This window comes from Nonomuraea fuscirosea, from assembly GCF_003001935.1.
In the GTDB taxonomy this organism is placed as follows: domain Bacteria; phylum Actinomycetota; class Actinomycetes; order Streptosporangiales; family Streptosporangiaceae; genus Nonomuraea; species Nonomuraea fuscirosea.
Genome location: NZ_PVNG01000028.1, coordinates 79830 through 99705 on the forward strand (window position 1 = coordinate 79830; position 19876 = coordinate 99705).

General features: G+C 73.1%; 18 protein-coding genes. 11 read left to right on the forward strand and 7 right to left on the reverse strand.

Going from position 1 to position 19876, the window contains the following annotated elements; translation table 11 throughout:
• Positions 1-4: 4 nt before the first annotated feature.
• Positions 5-883: a helix-turn-helix domain-containing protein gene (locus B0I32_RS47300; RefSeq protein ID WP_106251073.1), complete on the reverse strand. Its 879-nt coding sequence runs from the start codon at positions 881-883 to the stop codon at positions 5-7.
• Between the two features lie 105 nt (positions 884-988).
• Between B0I32_RS47300 and B0I32_RS47305 the strand changes: the two genes are divergently transcribed.
• From B0I32_RS47305 to mnhG, 8 genes are all read left to right on the forward strand, one after another.
• Positions 989-1684 carry an SDR family NAD(P)-dependent oxidoreductase gene (locus tag B0I32_RS47305; protein WP_106250956.1) on the forward strand — a complete coding sequence of 232 codons (696 nt, stop codon included), beginning with the start codon at positions 989-991 and terminating at the stop codon, positions 1682-1684.
• A 193-nt stretch (positions 1685-1877) separates the two neighbouring features.
• The gene (locus B0I32_RS47310) at positions 1878-3269 is read left to right on the forward strand and encodes an alpha/beta hydrolase (protein ID WP_106250958.1); all 1392 of its coding nucleotides are present in this window, start codon (positions 1878-1880) and stop codon (positions 3267-3269) included.
• Positions 3270-3414: 145 nt separating this feature from the next.
• Positions 3415-6195 carry a Na+/H+ antiporter subunit A gene (locus tag B0I32_RS47315; protein WP_245956590.1) on the forward strand — a complete coding sequence of 927 codons (2781 nt, stop codon included), beginning with the start codon at positions 3415-3417 and terminating at the stop codon, positions 6193-6195.
• Positions 6196-6211: 16 nt separating this feature from the next.
• Complete coding sequence (locus B0I32_RS47320; RefSeq protein ID WP_245956592.1) at positions 6212-7024, forward strand: Na(+)/H(+) antiporter subunit C; 813 nt, start codon at positions 6212-6214, stop codon at positions 7022-7024.
• A 15-nt stretch (positions 7025-7039) separates the two neighbouring features.
• Positions 7040-8596, forward strand: a complete 1557-nt coding sequence (locus B0I32_RS47325; RefSeq protein ID WP_245956593.1) for a Na+/H+ antiporter subunit D — start codon at positions 7040-7042, stop codon at positions 8594-8596.
• A gap of 54 nt (positions 8597-8650) precedes the next feature.
• On the forward strand, positions 8651-9187 hold the full coding sequence (locus B0I32_RS47330) for a Na+/H+ antiporter subunit E (RefSeq protein ID WP_245956594.1): 537 nt from the start codon (positions 8651-8653) through the stop codon (positions 9185-9187).
• Positions 9184-9444 carry an MrpF/PhaF family protein gene (locus B0I32_RS47335; RefSeq protein ID WP_106250961.1) on the forward strand — a complete coding sequence of 87 codons (261 nt, stop codon included), beginning with the start codon at positions 9184-9186 and terminating at the stop codon, positions 9442-9444. Before B0I32_RS47330 ends, B0I32_RS47335 begins: the two co-directional genes overlap by 4 nt.
• A 66-nt stretch (positions 9445-9510) precedes the next feature.
• Positions 9511-9828 (forward strand): monovalent cation/H(+) antiporter subunit G, encoded by a 318-nt coding sequence (gene mnhG / locus B0I32_RS47340; RefSeq protein ID WP_106250962.1) that lies wholly within the window; start codon positions 9511-9513, stop codon positions 9826-9828.
• A gap of 13 nt (positions 9829-9841) precedes the next feature.
• Here mnhG and B0I32_RS47345 read toward each other — a convergent pair whose 3' ends face one another.
• Genes B0I32_RS47345 through B0I32_RS47360 form a run of 4 tightly spaced genes read right to left on the reverse strand, consistent with a single transcriptional unit; the run spans position 9842 to position 13906 of the window.
• Positions 9842-10372: a DUF6328 family protein gene (locus B0I32_RS47345; RefSeq protein ID WP_219912373.1), complete on the reverse strand. Its 531-nt coding sequence runs from the start codon at positions 10370-10372 to the stop codon at positions 9842-9844.
• Between the two features lie 50 nt (positions 10373-10422).
• Complete coding sequence (locus B0I32_RS47350) at positions 10423-12453, reverse strand: xanthine dehydrogenase family protein molybdopterin-binding subunit (RefSeq protein WP_106250964.1); 2031 nt, start codon at positions 12451-12453, stop codon at positions 10423-10425.
• Positions 12450-13421: an FAD binding domain-containing protein gene (locus tag B0I32_RS47355; RefSeq protein WP_106250965.1), complete on the reverse strand. Its 972-nt coding sequence runs from the start codon at positions 13419-13421 to the stop codon at positions 12450-12452. The genes B0I32_RS47350 and B0I32_RS47355 overlap by 4 nt, the downstream gene beginning before the upstream one ends.
• Positions 13418-13906, reverse strand: a complete 489-nt coding sequence (locus B0I32_RS47360; protein WP_106250967.1) for a (2Fe-2S)-binding protein — start codon at positions 13904-13906, stop codon at positions 13418-13420. The genes B0I32_RS47355 and B0I32_RS47360 overlap by 4 nt, the downstream gene beginning before the upstream one ends.
• A gap of 125 nt (positions 13907-14031) precedes the next feature.
• On the opposite strand from B0I32_RS47360, the gene B0I32_RS47365 reads away from it, so the two are divergent.
• The 3 genes from B0I32_RS47365 (at position 14032) to B0I32_RS47375 (ending at position 18060) form a co-directional block, all read left to right on the forward strand.
• The gene (locus B0I32_RS47365) at positions 14032-15183 is read left to right on the forward strand and encodes an acetate/propionate family kinase (protein ID WP_245956599.1); all 1152 of its coding nucleotides are present in this window, start codon (positions 14032-14034) and stop codon (positions 15181-15183) included.
• A gap of 130 nt (positions 15184-15313) precedes the next feature.
• The gene (recD2, locus tag B0I32_RS47370) at positions 15314-17446 is read left to right on the forward strand and encodes an SF1B family DNA helicase RecD2 (protein WP_106250970.1); all 2133 of its coding nucleotides are present in this window, start codon (positions 15314-15316) and stop codon (positions 17444-17446) included.
• 71 nt (positions 17447-17517) lie between these two features.
• Complete coding sequence (locus tag B0I32_RS47375; protein WP_106250972.1) at positions 17518-18060, forward strand: RNA 2'-phosphotransferase; 543 nt, start codon at positions 17518-17520, stop codon at positions 18058-18060.
• 23 nt (positions 18061-18083) lie between these two features.
• Here B0I32_RS47375 and B0I32_RS47380 read toward each other — a convergent pair whose 3' ends face one another.
• Together B0I32_RS47380 and B0I32_RS47385 are read right to left on the reverse strand one after the other, a co-directional pair.
• Positions 18084-18662, reverse strand: a complete 579-nt coding sequence (locus B0I32_RS47380; RefSeq protein ID WP_106250973.1) for a riboflavin biosynthesis intermediates N-glycosidase — start codon at positions 18660-18662, stop codon at positions 18084-18086.
• 124 nt (positions 18663-18786) lie between these two features.
• On the reverse strand, positions 18787-19755 hold the full coding sequence (locus tag B0I32_RS47385; protein ID WP_106250975.1) for a helix-turn-helix transcriptional regulator: 969 nt from the start codon (positions 19753-19755) through the stop codon (positions 18787-18789).
• Positions 19756-19876 lie beyond the last annotated feature (121 nt).

The following is a 19876-nucleotide window of genomic DNA, read 5'->3' on the forward strand; positions in this document are numbered from 1 at the left end:
CGGGTCACGGCGTGGGGAACGGGCCGCGCAGCGAAGGTGCGGAGCCGTCGGCGGACAGGCCGTTGGTGACCCGCAGGAACTCCAGCTTCTCCGCGTCGGCCGAGCCCGCCGCCACCGTGTAGAGGACGAGCCGGACCTCGCACCCGGGGACGGTGAGCACGTCGCAGTCGCACGTCACCTCGCCGACCTGGGGATGCACGATGACCTTGCGGGCGGAGACGTGCCGGCCGACCGCGCCCTCGTCCCACAGCCGGGCGAACTCCGCGCTGCCGACCCGCAACTCGGCGATGAGGTCGGTCAGGCCGCGGTCGGCCGGGTGGTCGACGAGCGCGGTACGCAGGTCGGCGACGAGCGCGCGGTTGAGCCCGTCACCGTCGTTCAGCACGGGCCAGGAGGCCAGCCCGCGCGGCCCGGTGGCGAAGACCGCCCGCACCAGGTTCCGCTCGGCCGGTGAGCGCGCGGCGGGATCGCCGATCAGCACCGCCCACGCGGGCGTCCAGGACAGCAGGGTCCAGTCGGCGCTGAAGACGCCCACGGGGAACTCCCCGAGGCGGGCCACCATCCGCTGTACCCCGGCGGGAACGTGCGTGGAGATCGTCCCGTCGCGCGGCGGCAGCAGGCCGGCCAGCCGGTAGGCGTGGTCGCGTTCTGCGGGCTCCAGTTGCAGCGCCCTGGCCAGGCTCGCGACGACCTGCGCCGACGGGTGCGTGGCACGGCCCTGCTCCAGCCGTACGACGTAGTCGACCGACAGGCCGGCCAGCTCGGCCAGCTCCTCGCGGCGCAGCCCGGCCGCGCGCCGCCCGGCCCGCGCGATCCGCCCGACGTCGGCCGGAGAGAGGCGGTCGCGCCAGCGGCGCAGCGCCGTTCCCAAGGTCTCGTCCACATCCTCCATCATGCCTCCCCGCCCCGCCGTCCTGCCTGGTACTGGCCGACCCACCGTCGCGCAGGGCACTGGCCCGCCCGCTCGCCACCGGCCGAGAGTGGAGGCATGACCACGACGTTCATCACCGGAGCCAACAAGTCACTCGGGTACGAGACCGCCCGCCGCCTGATCGAGGCCGGGCACACGGTCCTCGTCGGCGCCCGCGACCCGGAGCGCGGCCGGGCCGCCGCCGACGCGCTCGGCGCCCGTTTCGTCCAGATCGATGTGACCGACGACAGCTCGGTGGCCGCGGCCGCCGCCGACATCGAAGCGCACGAGGGCCACATCGACGTCCTCGTCAACAACGCGGGCGTGCACGGGACGCACAAGCCCGCCGACCGGATCACCGCCGCCGACGCCAGGGAGGTGCTGGAGGTCAACGTGGTGGGAATCGTCCGGGTGACGCACGCGTTCCTCCCGTTGCTGCGCCGGTCGGCGAACCCGGTCATCGTCAACGTGTCCAGCGGCATGGGGTCGTTCGCCGCCACGCAGGACCCCGCGCGCCCGGAGTCGAAGGCCGTCGAGCCGCTCTACTCGCCGTCGAAGTCCGCCGTGACCATGCTGACGACGCAGTACGCCAAGGCCCTGCCCGACGTGAAGGTGAACGCGGCCGACCCGGGCTACACCGCGACCGACTTCAACGCGCACAGGGGACCGCAGACGGTGACCGAGGGGACCGACGCGATCGTCGAACTGGCCACCATCGGGAAGGACGGTCCCACCGGGGTCTTCCGTGACCGGAGGGGCCCGATGGCCTGGTGAGCAGGGCGGGGAAAAGGGCCGGGCGGCGCGAATTTCTTTACTAAAATCGCTATCCCTTTCCCCGCCGCGCACCTGGGCAAATGCGCGCCCTAAACGATCTGATGGCACTTGCGATGGATCTTTTCCGTTGCCTATAAAGGTCGTCGAATCGTTTGCCTACCCATGTCTGAGTATGCGAATTCTAAGCAAAGTCATGACGCCCGCGGTCGCGGGCCTGCTCGCCGTGGCGGGCCCCGCCTGCCCGGTCAAGGCCGCGGAGCCCGGCGGGCTTGGCGCTTACTATCAGCAGCGACCGGCCTGGACCGCCTGCGGCGACGGTTACGAATGCGCGGACGTGACGGTGCCGCTCGATTACGCCAAGCCGGACGGCAAGAAGATCAAGATCGCGCTGACCCGTCTGCCCGCCACCGGCAAGAAGATCGGCTCGCTCGTGCTCAACTTCGGCGGCCCGGGCGGCTCGGGCGTGGACGCGCTGAAGGGCAGCGGGGCCACGGTCTCGCCGGCCGTGCGGGAGCGGTTCGACATCGTCAGCTTCGATCCGCGGGGCGTCGGCGGCTCCTCGCCGGTGCGCTGCCTGGACACCGTCAGGCAGGACACCTACCTCGCGCTCGACCCCACCCCGGACAACCGCGCCGAGGCCAAGCGGGCGGACAAGTGGGACAAGGTGTTCGCCAAGTCCTGCCTGGCGCACTCGGGCAAGGCGCTGCTGTCCCATGTGGGCACCGTGGACGTGGCCAAGGACATGGACGTGCTGCGTTCCGCGCTGGGCGACCAGCGGCTGAACTACCTGGGCTTCTCGTACGGGACCTACCTCGGCTCGATCTACGCCGACCTGTTCCCGAAGCGCATCAGGACGATGGTGCTGGACGGCGCCGAGGACCCCTCGCAGCCCGCCGCGGACTTCTACGCCGACCAGGACCGCGGGTTCGACGTGGCGACGAAGTCGTTCCTGCGCGACTGCTTCAGGTCCAAGGACTGCCCGTTCCGGGTGCACACCGTCAAGGCGGCGATGAAGCAGCTCGACGAGCTCTACCGGCGGGCCGACGAGTCGCCGCTGCGCAACGACCACGACGGCAGGCAGGTCAACGAGGCCATCGTGCGCACCGCGGTGAACGCCGCCATGTACCAGGCCTCCAGCTGGCCGCTGCTGCGGCGGGCGCTGGCGAAGGCGTACGAGAGCGGCGACGGCACCAAGCTGCTGCTGCTGGCGGACGGCTACAACGGGCGCATGCCGGACGGCAGGTACGACAACAGCCTCGACGCCCTCATGGCCGTCAACTGCGTCGACCATCCCGAGGAGCCGTGCCCGTACTGGCCGGTCAAGGGCACCCGTTACCCGAAGAAGGTGACGGCCGACGGCGCGCCGCCGATCGTGGTCGTGGGCACCACGCGTGATCCGGCGACGCCGTACAAGCTGGCCAAGGCGCTGGCCGGGCAGCTGTCGAAGGGCGTGCTGCTGACCAACGACGCCGACGGCCACACCGGCTACGCCACCGGCTCGGCGTGCCTGGACGCCAAGGTGGACCGGTACCTCATCACGGCGGTGGCGCCGAAACCGAGCACCTGCACGAACGAGAAGGCTTAGGGGCCGGCGGCACCAGTTCCACCCCTCGGTGTGGGACTGGTGACGTTCGGGTCAATCCCGGCCGCGCCTGCGTGGCCGCGGTGGCGTGGCGGGAGAGATTGGGCGGACGTAACCCGAAATTCCCGCCCGAGAGCCCGAGGAGCCCGTGGGTCCCCTGCAGCCTGTCGAGTCGCTGCTGATTCTGCACGCGGTCGCCGCGGCCTGTGCTCCCTGGCTGGTCGTCCGCCTGGGCCGGGCCTCCTTCGCACTGCTGGCGCTGCCTCCGGCGGCCGGATTCGCGTACGCGGGCTGGACGGGGTGGCGCGGGCTGCCCGCCCGCGAGAGCACCCCGTGGGCGCCGGTGGCGGGCCTGGAGCTCTCCTTCCGCGTCGACCCCCTGGCGCTGCTGATGACGGCGCTGGTGACCGGCGTCGGCGTGCTCGTCCTCTGCTACAGCGCCCGCTACTTCCCCGAGGGCGACGAGGGGCTCGGCCGCTACGGCGGCGTGATGGTGGCCTTCGCCGGGTCGATGCTGGGGCTGGTCACCGCCGACAACCTGCTGCTGCTGTACGTGTTCTGGGAGCTGACCACGGTCTTCTCCTACCTGCTCATCGGCTCCGACCCGCAGAGCCGGCCGAGCAGGCAGGCCGCGATGAAGGCGCTGACGGTCACCACGCTCGGCGGGCTGGCCATGCTGGCCGGGTTCGTGCTGCTCGGGCAGGCGGCGGGGACGTACCGGATCTCGGAGATCGTGGCCAGCCCTCCCGGCCTCGCTCCGGCCGCCGTGGTGCTGGTGCTGGTGGGCGCGCTGTCGAAGTCGGCGATCTTCCCGTTCAGCACGTGGCTGCCGGCCGCGATGGCCGCGCCCACGCCGGTGTCGGCGTACCTGCACGCGGCGGCCATGGTGAAGGCCGGGGTGTACCTGCTGGCCAGGCTCGGTCCCGCGTACGGCGACCTGACGCTGTGGCGGGCGGTCGCGGTGCCGCTCGGCGTGGTGACGATGCTGCTGGGCGGCTGGCGGGCGCTGCGCGAGAACGACCTGAAACGGCTGCTGGCCTACGGGACGGTCAGTCAGCTCGGCTTCCTGGTGCTGCTGTTCGGGGCGGGCACCAGGGGCGCGGCGCTGGCCGGCGTGGGCATGCTGCTGGCGCACGCGCTGTTCAAGGCGGCACTGTTCCTGGTGGTGGGCATCGTCGACCACGCGGCCGGCACCCGGGACCTGCGCGAGCTGAGCGGAGCCGGGCGGGCGATGCCGTGGGTGTGCGCGGCGGCGGTGCTGGCGGGCGCGTCGATGGCGGGACTGCCGCCGCTGGCGGGGTTCGCCGGGAAAGAGGCGGCGCTGGAGTCGCTGATGGGCTCGCCGGCGCTGGTGGGCGTGGTGGCGGGCTCGGCGCTGACGGCCGCGTACACACTGCGCTTCCTGTGGGGGGCGTTCGCCGCCAAGCCCGGCGTGCCGCCGCGCCCGATGCACCCGACGCCGGCGGCCATGTCGGGCCCCGCCGCGCTGCTCGCCGTGCTGGGGCTGGTGCTCGCCCCGCTGACCTCCTGGTACGCCGGCGCGATGTCCGGCTACACGGACACGTTCCGCGAAGCGGGCCATCACTCCCATCTCGCGCTGTGGAGCGGCTTCACACCCGCGCTGCTGCTGTCCGCGCTGGCGCTGGCCGCCGGCGTGCTGCTCTTCCTGACCAGGGCGCCGGTGGCACGGGCGGGGGCGGCGCTGCACGTGGCCGACTCCGGCCAGCTCTTCTGGCTGGCCGTACGCCGGCTGGACCGCTTCGCCATCCAGCTCACCGGTTTCATCCAGCGCGGATCCGTGCCCGACTACCTGATGCTGACGCTGCTGGCGGCGGTCGGGGTCGGGCTGTTCTCCGTCGTCTACGGCGGCGCGCCCCACGTGGACGTGCCGATCGTGGCCTGGCAGCGCCCTGAGCAGCCGATCGTCGTGGCGCTGCTGGCCGCCGCCGCCGTGCTGGCCCTGTTCTCTCGCGCGTACGTGCTCCTCGCCCTCGTCGTCGGCCTCACCGGCTACGGCACCGCCCTGCTGTTCCTCGCCCACGGCTCCCCCGACCTGGCGCTGACCCAGTTCCTGGCCGAGACGCTGAGCCTGGTGGTGTTCGCCCTGGTGCTGCGGCGGCTGCCGATCCAGCCCGTCAGAGGGCGGGTGCCGGTGGCGGTCAGGCTGGCGCTGGGGCTGGCGGTGGGCGTGGTGGCCTCGGGAGGCGGCATGGTGGCCATGGCCGCGCGGGGCACCGAGCCGGTCGGCGCGCTGATGGAGGAGGCGGCCAGGGAGTCCGGCGCCCGCAACATCGTCAGCGCCATCATCCTCGACATCCGGGCGTGGGACACGCTGGGCGAGAGCGCGGTGGTCATCGTGCTGACCCTGGGCGTGACGAGCATGGTGTTCCTGCGGCGCAGGACGTTCGCCATCGAGCGGAGTCTGGCCGGGCACCGCACCGAGGAGCGTCCCCACTGGCTGGCGGCCACGCTGCCGCGCGGGCAGCGGGCGCTGGCGCTGGAGGTGGTGGCCAGGCTGACGTTCCACACCGTGCTCACACTGTCGGTGTTCCTGCTGTTCATCGGGCACAGCGGCGTCGGCGGCGGGTTCGCCGGCGGCATCGTGGCCGGGCTGGCGATCACCGTGCGCTACCTGGCGGGCGGCAGGAACGAGCTGGCCGTGGCCGTGCCGGCGCACGCGGGCGTGCTGATGGGCGCCGGGCTGACGCTGTCGGCCGGCACGGCGCTGATCGGGCTGCTGTTCGGGCGGGCGGCACTGGAGATGCTGGCCACGGACGTGAGCGTGCCGCTGCTGGGGCACGTGCACCTGTCCACCGGCCTGCTGTTCGACCTCGGCGTGTACGTGTCCATCGTCGGCATGGTCCAGGACGTCCTGCGCGGCCTGGGCGCGGAGCTGGACCGGCAGATCGACGCGGAGGAGACCCCGTGACCGCGGAGGAGATCCCGTGAACAGCGTCTCGCTGCTGCCCTTCGCCGCCTGCTGCGTCATGATCACCGTCGGGGTGACGCTGCTGCTGGAACGGAGCCTGGTCCGCGTCCTGGCCGGCGTCATCGTGCTGGGCAACGGGGTCAACCTGCTCATCGTCACCTCGGGCGGCGACGCGGGCGGCCCGCCCTTCGTCGGCCGGCCCGGCATGGCCGATCCGCTGCCGCAGGCCATGGTGCTCACCGCCATCGTGATCACGCTGGGCGTGACCGCGTTCCTGCTGGCCATGGTGCACCGCTCCTGGCAGCTCACCGGCAGCGACGAGGTCCAGGACGACACCGAGGACCGCTGGGTGCGGCTGCGCCTCAGGCGCGGCGAGCTGGGCGACGCCGTCCGCGCGCGGCGCGACGCCTACCGGCGGCTGGTCGTCGAGCAGCGGGCCGAGCTGGCGAACCTGGAGGCCGAGCAGGCCGAGCGGGAGCGGCTGGAGGAGGCCGACCTGGAGCGGCGCATCTCCCGGGTGCACAACGAGCTCGAACAGTGGGCCACCCGGCTGCGCGAGCAGGGCCTGCCGGAGGAGGAGCTGCAGCTGCGCCTGGAGGAGGCCGGGCTGCGCGACGACACGGGCGCCCTGTCGAACCTGGAACGCATCGAGCAGCTGCGCGAGGAGTACGAGCGCAGGCGGGCCCGGCAGGCGGGCCGGGAGAAGGAGCTGTTCAAGCAGCTCAAGGCGCGCCAGAAGGAGGCGCGCAAGCAGATGCGGACGGCCATCAGGGAGGAGCGGGAGCGGCAGGCGCTCGCGCAGGACCCCGAACTGGAGGGCGACGACTGACCCATGGACGGTCCGGTGCCCCTTTCCAGCCTGGTCTGCGTGCCCGTGCTGCTGCCGCTGCTGGCGGCGGGGGTGAAGCTGGCGATCGGCGGGCGGCTGCGCCGGCTGCAGTCGCTCATCAGCCTCGTCACGCTCGGCCTCTCGCTCGCCGTCTCGGTGCTGCTGCTGGTCGCGGCCGACACGAGCGGCCCGCTGGTGACCGACCTGGGCGGCTGGGCGGCCCCGGTCGGGATCTGCCTGGTCGCCGACCGGCTCTCCACGCTGGTGCTGGTGGTGTCGTCGGCGGTGACGCTGTGCGTGATGGCGTACTCGGTGGCCAACTCCTACGACGAGCAGGAGCACGACGCGCCGATGGCGATCTTCCATCCGGCGTTCCTGGTGATGGTGGCGGGGGTGGCGGACGCGTTCCTGTCGGGGGACCTGTTCAACCTGTTCGTGGCGTTCGAGCTGCTGCTGAGCGGTTCGTACGTGCTGCTCACCTTCGGCGGCACCGAGGCCAGGATCCGGGCGGGGGCCACGTACACGCTCATGGCGCTGGCCTCGTCGATGTTGTTCCTGATCGCGCTGGCCATCACCTACGGCGCCACGGGGACGCTGTCGATGGCGCAGCTCGCCGAGCGCTTCGCCACGCTGCCCGAGCAGGTGAAGCTGATGGTGGAGCTGACGCTGCTGCTGGCGTTCGCGATCAAGGCGGCGATCTTCCCCATGTCGGCGTGGCTGCCCGACTCCTACCCGACCGCGCCCGCCCCGGCCACGGCCGTGTTCGCCGGGCTGCTCACCAAGGTCGGCGTGTACTCGATCATCCGGCTGGAGGCGCTGCTGTTCCCCAGTGGGCCGGTCTCGACGCTGCTGATGTGGGTGGCGCTGGCGACCATGCTGACCGGGGTGCTGGGCGCGGTGGCGCAGACCGACATGAAACGGATGCTCTCCTTCACGCTGGTCAGCCACATCGGCTACATGGTGTTCGGCGTCGCCCTGTCCACGGTGGCCGGGCTGGCCGGGGCCGTCTTCTACGTGGTGCACCACATCACCGTGCAGACGAGCCTGTTCCTGGTGGTGGGGATGGTCGAGCGGCGCACCGGCACCACGTCGGTAACCCGGCTGGGCGGGCTGATGCGGGCGGCGCCGCTGATCGCCGTGCTGTTCTTCGTCCCGGCGATGAACCTGTCGGGCATCCCGCCGATGTCGGGCTTCCTGGGCAAGCTCATGCTGGTGCAGGCGGGGCTGGCCGACGGCGGGTGGCTGCCGGTCACGCTGGTGGCGGCCGGCCTGGTGACGAGCCTGCTCACGCTGTACGCGGTCGCGAAGGTGTGGGGCAAGGCGTTCTGGCGCGGCCCCCGGGCCGACCGCATGGGCCGGGTCGTGGAGAGCGAGGAGGGCACCGGCGAGGACCCGGTGGTGACCACGACCGCGATGCCCGCCGCGCTGCCGCTGTCGGTGGCGGCGCTGGTCACGCTGGGGCTGTCGTTCACGGTGCTGGCCGGGCCGCTGTCGGCGCTGGCGCAGCGGGCGGCGGCGGAGCTGATGGCGCGCGAGCCGTACATCTCGGCGGTTCTGGGGAGGCACCCGTGAGGCGGCGGGTCGCGGGGAGGCGTTCGTGAAGCGGCGGGTTGGGGGGAGGCGTCCGTGAAGCGGCGGGTTCTGACGACGGTGCGGCTCTTCGGGCGGCGGGTGCCGCTGGCGCTGGTGGCCTGGCTGGCGCTGGTGTGGGTGACGTTGTGGGGCGACCTGTCGGCCGGCAACGTGCTGGGCGGGGTGGTGACCGGGCTGGTGGTGACGTGGCTGCTGCCGCTGCCTGTCCTCGATCCGGGCATCCGGATCCATCCGGTGGGGCTGGTGCGGTTCCTGCTCTGGTTCGGCTGGGACATGGTGATCTCGACCGTGCGGGTGGTGTTCTGGGTGGCGCATCCCGGCCGGCCGCCGGCGCAGCTGGTGCTGGTGCCGCTGCGCACGTCGTCCGAGGCCATGACGGTGATCATCATGGTGGCGCTGTCGACCGTGCCCGGCAGCCTGGTGCTGGAGGCCTACCCGAGGGCGCTGATGCTGCACGTGCTGGGGCGTCCCGGCGACGTCGCGGACGCCGTGCGGGCGGACGTGACCCGGCTGGAGTCACGCGTCGTGGCCGCGTTCGGCACCCGGAGGGACCGGAAGGAGCTGGAATGACGTCGGTGTACGCGGTGACGCTCGTCCTGCTGGGGGCCGGGGCGGCGGCCTCGCTCTACCGGGTGGCGCGCGGGCCCTCGATGCTGGACCGGGCGGTGTCCCTGGACGTGTTCACGTCGCTGTCGATGTGCGGCGTCGGGGCGTTCGCGGTGGCCAGGGATGACTACTCGGACCTGCCGATCCTGCTGGTGCTGTCGCTGCTGGGGTTCGTCGGGTCGGTGTCGCTGGCCAGATTCTTCGCGGGGAGGTCCCGATGAGTGTCCCGGTGAAGGTCCCGGTGAAGGTCCGGTGAAGGTCACGGTGAATGTCACGGTGATGACGCGATGAGCGCGCTGGACGTGGCCGCGGCGGCCTGCCTGCTGGCGGGCGCGCTGCTGGCACTGTCGGCCGGGGTCGGCCTGGTGCGCTTCCACAACACGCTGAACCGCATGCACGCCGGCACCAAGCCACAGGTGCTCGGCGTGCTGCTGGTGCTGCTGGCCATGTGGCTGCACCGGCCCACCTGGTCGACCGCCGGGCCGCTGCTGCTGGTCGCGATCTCCCAGGTGGTCACCGTGCCGGTGGCGGCGTACATGATCGGGCGGGCGGCCTACTCGCGGGAGTCGTCCGACGACGACACCGAGCTGCCGGCCGCGGACTGAGCCCCGGGCGGGGTCAGCCCCGCCGGTCGAGCGAACCGGCGTCCTCGGACCGGCCCTCGTCGTCGGGGGCGTCGCCCGCGGGCCCGTCGCCGGAGCCGTCCTGCCGGTCCAGGGCGGCCTGGCCGAACCACGTCCACAGCGCGAACGCGGCCAGCAGCCCCGCGGTGACCCAGGCCAGCGTCGCCTCGAACAGGTAGTCGATGACGAACATGGTCGACGTGGTCATCGACACCATCAGCGCGAGCGCCCCGGCGATGCCGTACAGGTTGGACCGGCGTACCAGCGTCTCCTTGCGCCCCTGCCGGAACAGCACGCGGTGCTGCGCCGTCGGCGCGATGTAGCAGATCGACGCGACCGCGGCGCTGAGCAGCGCCGCGAAGTAGAGCCACCGGTCGGCCTGGTCCATCCGGGCGAACCCGGTGGAGAAGGGCACGGTGAGCAGGAACGCGAACAGCACCTGCACACCGGTGACCGCGACCCTGGCGCCCTGGAGCAGCTCGACGAAATTACGATCCGCGCGCTCCTGATCCGACTCGTTCTTCAACGCCGCCTCCCGCCTTCCACGAGAGACTTCCTCTTCTCTGCCAAAGAGGGCTAAAACCTCGGCATGAGAACCTTCGCCGGAGTGATCGGAAGCTCGCGCACCCGGTGGCCGGTGGCATGGAAGACGGCGTTGCCGATCGCGGCGGCCGTCCCGACGATGCCGATCTCGCCGATGCCCTTGCTGCCCATCGGGTTGAGCTCGCCGTCGCGCTCGTCCAGCCAGACCGCCTCCACGTCCCGCACGTCGGCGCAGACGGGGACGTGGTACTGGGCCAGGTCGCGGTGCAGGAAGCCGCCGAACTCCGCGTCGGTGAGCGTCTCCTCCATCAGCGCCATGCCCAGGCCCATCGTCATCCCGCCGATGAACTGCGACCTGGCCAGCGTCGGATCCACGATCCGCCCGGCGGCGAAGACGCCGAGCAGGCGCGCGACGCGGATCTCGCCGGTCACCGAGCTGACCCGCACCTCGGCGAACTGCGCGCCGAAGGCGTGCCTGGCCAGCTCGGCGTCGCCCTTGATCTCCTCGGTGGTGTCGGCCCGGCCCTCCTTGCCGTCGCGCTTCAGCTCCTCGCAGGCGCGCACGACGGCCGAGCCCCACGAGGCCGTGCCCATGGACCCGCCCGCCACCGGCGCCCGCGGCAGGTCGCTGTCGCCCAGCTCGACGTGCACCCGCTCCGGCGACACCTCCAGCGTGTCCGCGGCGATCCTGGTCAGCGCCGTGCGCGCGCCGGTGCCGATGTCGGCGGCGGCCACCTGGACGAGGAAGTCGCCGTCCCGGACGGTCGCCACGGCCTGGCACGGGCTGCGCCTGGCCGGGTACGTGGAGGCGGCCACGCCGGTCCCGACCAGCCACTCCCCCTCGCGCCTGATCCCCGGCGCCGGGTCGCGGCGCTCCCAGCCGAACCGGCGGGCGCCCTCGCGCAGGCAGCCGACCAGGTCGCGGGAGCTGAACGGCAGGCCGGTGCCGGGCTCGGTCTCCGCGTCGTTGACGATCCGCAGCTCGACCGGGTCCAGGCCGGCCGCGTAGGCCAGCTCGTCCATGGCCGACTCCAGCGCGTACATGCCGGGGCACTCCCCCGGGGCGCGCATCCACGACGGCGTGGCCACGTCCAGCCGGACCAGCCGGTGCGCGGTGCGCAGCGCGGGGGTGGCGTACATGACCCGCCCGGGCACGGTGGTCTGCTCGGCGAACTCGATCAGGGTGGAGCTCTGCTCGTACGCCACGTGCTCCAGCGCCGTGAGCCGGCCCTGGGCGTCCGCGCCGAGCCGCAGCCGCTGGATGGTGGGCGTGCGGTAGCCGGTGACGTCGAACATCTGCTGCCGGGTGAGCGCGATCTTGACCGGGCGGCCCACCACCCTGGCGGCCAGCGCGGCCAGCACCGCCTGCGGCCGGGTGGTGCCCTTCGAGCCGAACCCGCCGCCCACGTGCCTGGAGACCACGCGGACCCGGTCCGGTGGCAGGCCCAGGGCCGTGGCGATCATGTCGCGGCTGGTCGAGGTGCCCTGCGCGGTGTCGTACACCAGCAACCTGCCCTCCGCGTCCCAGTAGGCCAGCGCGGCGTGCGGCTCCATCGGGTTGTTGTGCAGGACGGGCGTCTCGTAGGTGACCTCGACGGTGGTCGCGGCCGCGGCCAGGCCCGCCTCGACGTCGCCCTTGCCCGTGTCGGTGGGGAAGCCCGGGTTGACGACGTCGGGCTTGTAGAGGCCGGGATGGTCGGCGCTCAGGGTGACGTCGTGGTCGTCGGGGTCGTAGTCGACGCGGACGGCCGCGGCGGCGGCGCGGGCGTTCTCGTAGGTGTCGGCGACGACGGCCGCGACGATCTGCCCGCGGTAGGCGACCTCGCGGTGCTGGAACAGGGCCAGCTCAGGATCGGCGTCCTCGGACATGCGCGGCGGGTCCTCGCAGGACAGCACGGCCAGCACGCCGGGCGATTCCAGCGCGGGCCCGCCGTCGACGCGCTTGATCCGGCCCTTGGCGATCCGGGACTGGACGGCGCAGGCGTAGGCGACGCCCTCGGCCGGGTATTCGGCCGCGTACGTGGCCAGCCCCGTGACCTTGACGCGGCCCTCGATGCGGTTCACGGTGCGAGCTCCTCCAGCGTGGCGACGATCAGGTTGCGGGCCAGCGGCACCTTGTAGGCGTTGCGCGGCAGCGGGCCCGCCTGCTCCAGCTCGGTCTCGGCGGCCTGGAGGAACGCCTCCCCGGTCGCCGGGCCGCCGATGAGGGCCTGTTCCGCGCGCTCGGCCCGCCACGGCACGTGCGCCACGCCGCCGAGCGCGATCCGGCAGCCGGCCACGGCGCCGTCGCGCACGTCGAGCACGGCGGCGACGGACACCAGCGCGAACGCGAACGACGACCGCTCGCGCACCTTCCGGTAGTGCGAGGCGCCCGGGGGCGGCGGCGGCAGCTCCACCGCGGTGATCAGGTCACCGGGTTCGAGCACGGTGTCGCGCTCGGGCTCGTCGCCGGGCAGCCGGTGCAGGCCGGGCATGGGGATGATCCGGTCGCCGCCGGGCCCGGTGACGTGGACGTCCGCGCCGAGCGCGGCCAGGGCGACGGCCATGTCGGAGGGGTGGGTGGCCACGCAGGCGTCGGACGCGCCGAGCACGGCCAGGCCGGCGTGGTCGCCCTCGATGGCGGGGCAGCCGGAGCCGGGGCGGCGCTTGTTGCACGGCCTGCTGACGTCCTGGAAGTAGGTGCAGCGGGTGCGCTGGAGCAGGTTGCCGCCGACGGTCGCGACGTTGCGCACCTGGCCGGAGGCCCCCGCCAGCACCGCCCTGGCCAGCATCGGGTAGCGGCTCCTGATGACGGGGTGGGCCGCCAGGTCGGTGTTGCGCACGGTGGCGCCGACGCGGACGCGGTCGCCGTCCGTCTGCTCGATCGCGTCGAGCGGCAGGCGGCTGACGTCGAGCAGCCGTTCCGGCTCGGCGACGCCCAGCTTCATCAGGTCCACGAGGTTGGTGCCGCCGCCCAGGTACATGGTGCCGGGGGCGAAGCCGCGCACGGCCTCGGCGGGGCTGGCGGCGCGGGCGTACTCGAAGGGCTTCACCGGGCCACCTCGCCGATCGCGGTGACGATGTTGACGTACGCGCCGCACCGGCACAGGTTGCCGCTCATGCGTTCCCTGATCTCGTCGGGCGTCAGCCCCGGGTCGGTCAGGAGGTCCTCGGTGATCGCGCTCGGGCCCGGCTCTCCCAGCATCCCCTCGGCCGAGCAGAGCTGGCCCGGCGTGCAGTAGCCGCACTGGAAGGCGTCGTGCTCGATGAAGGCCGCCTGCAGCGGGTGCAGCTCGTCGCCGTCGGCCAGCCCTTCGACGGTGGTGATGTCGCGGTCGTCCACCGCCACGGCCAGCGCCAGGCAGGAGTTGGCCCGGCGGCCGTCGATCAGCACCGTGCAGGCGCCGCACTGGCCGTGGTCGCAGCCCTTCTTGGCGCCGATGAGGCCGAGTCGTTCGCGGAGCAGGTCGAGCAGCGACATTCGCGGGTCCACGTCCGCCTTGCGCGGCACGCCGTTCACCCGCAGGGTGATCTCCATGGCGCTCGACTACCCGACCTGACGACGAGACAACCCATGAGTGCGGCAAAACATGTGACCGTTCGTCCAAAGATGCCCGTTTTGCTGGGGCGGTCGGGGGTAGCCGGGCGGGCATGGTCCTGGCCATGGACGAGCAGGTGACGGAGTCGGCGGCGGTGCTCACCGTCAACGCCGGGTCGTCGAGCCTGCGCCTCGATCTCGTACAGGGCGGGTGCGTGATCGACAGCGCCCGCTCCGAGCGCGCCGTCGACCCCGGCTCGGCCGGGGAGAAGCTGTCGGACTTCCTCGGCGGGCACTTCGACCGCGACGTCAGGGCGGTGGCGCACCGGGTGGTGCACGGCGGCGACGTCGTCCCCGCTCCCGTGGTCGCCGACGACGAGACGGTGCGCGCGCTGCGCGGCCTGACCGGCCTGGCGCCGCTGCACCTGCCGCCGGCGCTGGCGCTGATCGAGGCGGCCCGCGAGCAGCTGCCCGCGGTGCCGCAGGTGATCTGTCCCGACACGGCCTTCCACGCCGGGCTGCCGGAGGAGGCCGCCGTCTACCCGCTGCCGCGCGAGTGGCGAGAGCGGCACGGCCTGCGCCGGTACGGCTTCCACGGGCTCTCCTACGCCTGGGCCGCCGACCGGGTGGCCGAGCTGCTCGGCCGCCCGGTGGCCGAACTGGACCTGGTGCTGACGCATCTGGGCGGCGGCTGCTCGGTGTGCGCGCTGTCGGGCGGGCGCAGCCTGGACACCTCGATGGGGTTCACGCCGCTGGAGGGCCTGCCCATGAGCAAGCGCTCGGGCAGCGTGGATCCCGGGATGCTGCTCTGGCTGCTGCGCTACGGCGGGCTCACGGCCGAGGAGCTGGCCGACGGCCTGGAACGCCACTCGGGGCTGCTCGGGCTGTCGGACGGGCGCTCGGGGGACACCCGCGAGCTGGTGGCCGCCGAGCGGGACGGCGACGAGGCGGCCGGGCTGGCGCTGCGGGTCTTCGCCCACCGGGCGAGCCGGGAGATCGCCGCCGCGGCCACCTCGCTCGGGCGGATCGACGCGCTGGTGTTCACCGGGGAGATCGGCTGGAACCAGCCCGAGGTGCGCGAGGCGGTGTGCCGGCGGCTGGGGCTGCTCGGCGTGCTCCCGCCGGTGCTGGGCAACCGTTCCGACGACGGGCCGGTCAGCGACGGCGGCGTGCCCGTCCTGGTGGTGCAGGTACGCGAGGAGCTGCAACTGGCCCGCGAATGCCTGCGCGCCCTCGCCGAGGACGACGAGCCGGAGATGTTCCCGACGGCGGGGTGAGCCGTCCGCCGCCGGGTGAGCGGTCCGGCCACCGGGTGAGCCGTTCGCCGCCGGGTGAGCCGTTCGCCGCCAGCGATGTTCCCGCGGCCGGTTGCGCCGTTTGTCGGTCGCGAATGGTTGGATCTCCCGTGTGGAGGCGTCCGTCGAGCAGCTCGTCTACGTCCGTGACGACGAATACACCGTCGCGCGCATGAGCGCCGACGGCGAGCCCGACTTCGTGGCCACCGGGCGGGCGCTGGCCGGGGTGCAGCCGGGCGAGACGCTGCGGCTGTTCGGCGACTGGAGCAGGCACGCGCGGTTCGGGCGGCGGTTCGCGGTCACCGGGTGCGAGCGGGTGACGCCGTCGTCGGTCCGGGCCATCCGCATCTACCTGGGCTCGGGGCTGATCAGGGGCATCGGGCCCAGGCTGGCGTACGCGATCGTCGACCATTTCGGCGAGGCCACGCTCAAGGTCATCGACGGCGAGCCCGAGCGGCTCACCGAGGTGGTCAACATCGGGCCGCTGCGGCAGGGGCAGATCGTCGAGGCGTGGCAGGAGCAGAAGGCCATCGCCGCGCTGATGGTGACGTTGCAGGGGCTCGGCGTCAGCCCGCTGCTCGCGGCCAAGATCTACCAGGTGTTCGGGCAGGACGCCGACGAGGTCCTGACCACCGACCCCTACCGGCTCATCGGGCGGGTCAGGGGCGTCGCCTTCCGGGTCGCCGACCGGATCGCCCTGCAGGCCGGGGTGCCCGAACGCAGCCCGCAGCGGGTCAAGGCGGCGCTGCTCGACCGGCTGGAGGCGGCCGGCAGCCGCGACGGCCACTGCTTCGTCCCGGTCGCCACGCTGGTCAGGGAGGCGGCCGAGCTGATCGAGCAGGACCAGGAGCTGGTGCGGCCGATGGTCGACGCGCTGGCGGCCGAGCGGCGGCTGGTCGTGGAGGCGGCCCCGGACCAGCCCGGCCAGGTGGTGGCGTACCTGAAACACGTGCACAGCCGCGAGGTGGCGCTCACCGCCCAGCTCACCGCGCTCATGGAGGCCCGCTCGACGCTGCCGCTGCGCTCCTACCGCGAGGACCCGGGCCTGCACGAGGACCAGCGGGCCGCCCTCACCATGGCCCTGACCAGCACCGTCTCGATCATCACCGGCGGTCCTGGCTGCGGCAAGAGCCACACGGTCAAGTCCATCGCGACCACCGTGCGCGCGGCGGGCGGCACGGTGACGCTCACCGCTCCCACGGGCAAGGCCGCCAAGCGGCTGTCGGAGCTGACCGGGCTGCCCGCGATGACCGTGCACCGCATGCTCGCCCAGCAGCCCGACCCCGACCCCGAGACGCTCTTCGACGAGCTGCCCGCGCAGGCCGACCTGATCGTGGTCGACGAGGCGTCCATGCTCGACCTGCACCTCGCCACCCGGCTGACCGCCGCCGTCCGGCCCGGCAGCCATCTGCTCCTCATCGGTGACAGCGACCAGCTGCCCAGCATCGGCCCGGGCGACGTCCTGGCCGACCTGCTGCGGGTGCCGGCGCTGCCCCGGGTCCAGCTCACCCACGTCTTCCGGCAGGCGGGCGGCAGCGGCATCATCGACGCCGCCCACCGCATCAGGACCGGCCGGCTGCCTTCGACCCCGGGCGGGGGCGGGTTCTGGTTCGAGGAGCTCGACGACCCCGAGCAGGTGGCGCGGCGGGTGGCGCACCTGGCGATGGTGGCGATCCCGCGCAAGCAGAACGTCGATCCGGGGCAGGTGCAGGTGCTGTGCCCGATGCGCAAGGGCGACACCGGCGCCACCGCGCTCGGCCGGCTCATCCAGGACCAGCTCAACCCGGCCGCCGACGACAAGCCCGAGCACTGGTCGGGGTCCTCGGTGTTCCGGGTGGGCGACCGGGTCATGCCGATCCGCAACAACTACGACAAGGGCGTCTTCAACGGCGAGACCGCCACGGTGACGGCCGTGGTGCGCGAGGAGCGCGTGGTCGAGCTCCGCACCGACGACGGCGAGAGCGTGAGCTACTCCTTCGACGAGCTCGACGACCTGACCCACGCCTACGCGATCAGCGTGCACCGGTCGCAGGGCAGCGAATACCCGTTCGTGGTGGCGCCGATCGTGGCCGAGTCCGGCGGCGTCATGCTGCGCCGCAAGCTGCTCTACACGCTGGTGACGCGGGCCAAGGCGTGGGTGGTGCTGGTGGGGCAGCGCGAGGCGCTGGAGCTGGCGGTGCACCGCCTCGGCCACCGCCGCAACACCGGCCTCGCCCGCCGCCTCGCCTCGGCCCTCGACGCCTGACCGGACCCGGCGGCGGGTTCTCCGGTTATCCGGTTGGCGGGGTCGTCTCCGGCACGGCAGCATGGCCGGTGATGGACGAACCGCGCATGATCCGCATCTCCAAATATCTCGCCAGGCACCTGCGGCACGATCCGCGGCGCATCGGCCTCACCCTCGACGAGGGCGGCTGGGCGGAGGTGGACGAGCTGCTGCGCGCCGCCACCGAGCACGGCTTCGCGATCACGCCGGAGGAGCTGCGGGAGGTCGTCGCGGCCAACGACAAGCGGCGCTACACGATCGAGGGCGGCCGCATCAGAGCCAGTCAGGGGCACTCGGTGCCGGTGGACCTCGGGCTGCCCGCCGTCGAGCCGCCCGAGGTGCTCTACCACGGCACCGTCGGCCGCTTCCTGCCGGCGATCAGGGCGGAGGGGCTGCGTCCGATGAGCCGGCACCACGTGCACCTGTCGCCCGACCGGGAGACGGCCATCCGGGTGGGGGCACGGCGCGGCGTTCCCGTGGTGCTGGTGGTGGCCGCGGGTGACATGCACAGGGACGGGCACACGTTCCGGCGCAGCGCGAACGGCGTGTGGCTGACCGACCACGTCCCCCCGGCCCACCTGCGCTTCCCGTCCTGACGACCGGCCCGGTCACGCGGGGGTCAGCGGGCGTGGTCGGCGGTGAGGGCGGTGCGGGTGGCCATGAGGGCGAAGCCGAGGAGGTTGAGGCCCTTCCAGGCGGACGGCGTGGTGGCGCGTTCGTCGGTGGCGGCCAGGCCGATCCCCCACACCCGGTCCAGCGGGCTGGACTCCACCAGGACACGGCCGGCCGTCCCGAGCAGGTAGGCGGCCAGCTGCGGGTGCTGCCCGAACTTGGCCGCGTTCCCGCGCACCACGATGGCGAAGCGCCGGTCCTCCCACACCGCCTCGTCGAAGCCCCGTACGCCGCGGCCGAGCGCCTTGGCCTCGCCCGGGCTGCCGGCGGCCAGGATCGCGGCCGCGGTCGCCTCGTCCCCGAACAGCCAGGCCTTGTGCGCCATCATGTAGTGCTCGGCCGAGGCGAACGTGTGCCCGTCCTCGGTGAAGGTCACCGGCCACCACTGACTCAGGCAGCCGGCCCCGACGCCTCCGTCGCGGGCGGGCCGGTGACCCCAGAAGCAGAGGTACTTGAGACGCCGGCCGGATCGCTCGGCGGCGATCGCCTCGGCCACGGTCATGGGCAGGGGGAGCTCGTCGGACATGACCCTCACCGTCCCACAAAACGGGCCACGACTTCGTGTCATTTCTCCGGGCGGCGACCCCACCGCATCGCCTCACTGAGACGCCTCTTTCGACCGCCTCACTGGGCACCCCCGCTAGGCCGCCTCACCGTTCCTCCGGTCCGGCGGCGCGGCTGAGGCGGTCGGAGAGGGCGCGGAGCACCGGCACCAGCTCCGGCGGCTCCAGGACCTCGAAGTCGAAGCCCTTCGTCGCGACGTAGACGGCCAGGTCGTCGAGCGAGTCGGAGCCGGCCAGGAACCGGCACGTGTGCGCGTCCACGGCCTCCAGCCGGCCCGCCCCGGGCGAGGTGCGCGGCGCGACCGCCGCCAGGGGCGCGTGGAAGAGGATGCGGGCCTGGTAGCGGTAGGGGGCGGAGGTGATGGAGCGCGACACGTACGCGGCCACGTCGTCCTGCGGCAGCGGCCGGGGCGTGAACCGGGCTCCGGGCAGGCTCAGCGGCCCCTCGATCCGGTCCACCCGGAACGTGCGCCAGTCGTCCTTGCCGGTGTCCCAGGCGAGCAGGTACCAGCGCCACGGCGTGTGCACGAGCCGGTGCGGCTCCACCTCCCGCTCCGTGACCCCGTCGCGACCCCGGTAGCGCAGCCGCTGCCGGCGCCGGTCGCGGCAGGCGGCGGCCAGGTCCGCCAGGAGGTCGGCGCCGACGGCGGGCGCGGCGGCTCCCGCCAGCGGCACGGTGGCGGCCTGGAAGGCGCTCACCCGGTGCCGCAGCCGCGACGGCAGCACCTGCCGCAGCTTGGCCAGCGCCCGCAGCGCGCCCTCCTCCAGGCCCGCGACGCTGCCGGTGGCGGCCGTGCGCAGGCTGATGGCCACGGCGACCGCCTCCTCGTCGTCGAGCAGCAGCGGCGGCAGCGCGGCGCCGGGCCCAAGCCGGTAGCCGCCGGCCACGCCGGGGGTGGCGTCCACGGGGTAGCCGAGCTCGCGCAGCCGGTCGATGTCGCGCCGCACGGTACGCAGCCCGACCTGGAGCCGGCCGGCCAGCTCGGCGCCGGTCCAGTCCGTACGCGACTGCAGCAGGGACAGCAGGCGCAGCAGCCGCGCGGAGGTCTCCAGCATGCTCCCGATTCTGCCCTGGCATCGATGCCAGAGGCTGACACCGATTCCGTGGCATCGGTGCAAGACCGCGACCCCGACGGCCTTTGGCGGGACCACGATTCCGCCGTCGAATCGGTGCCAG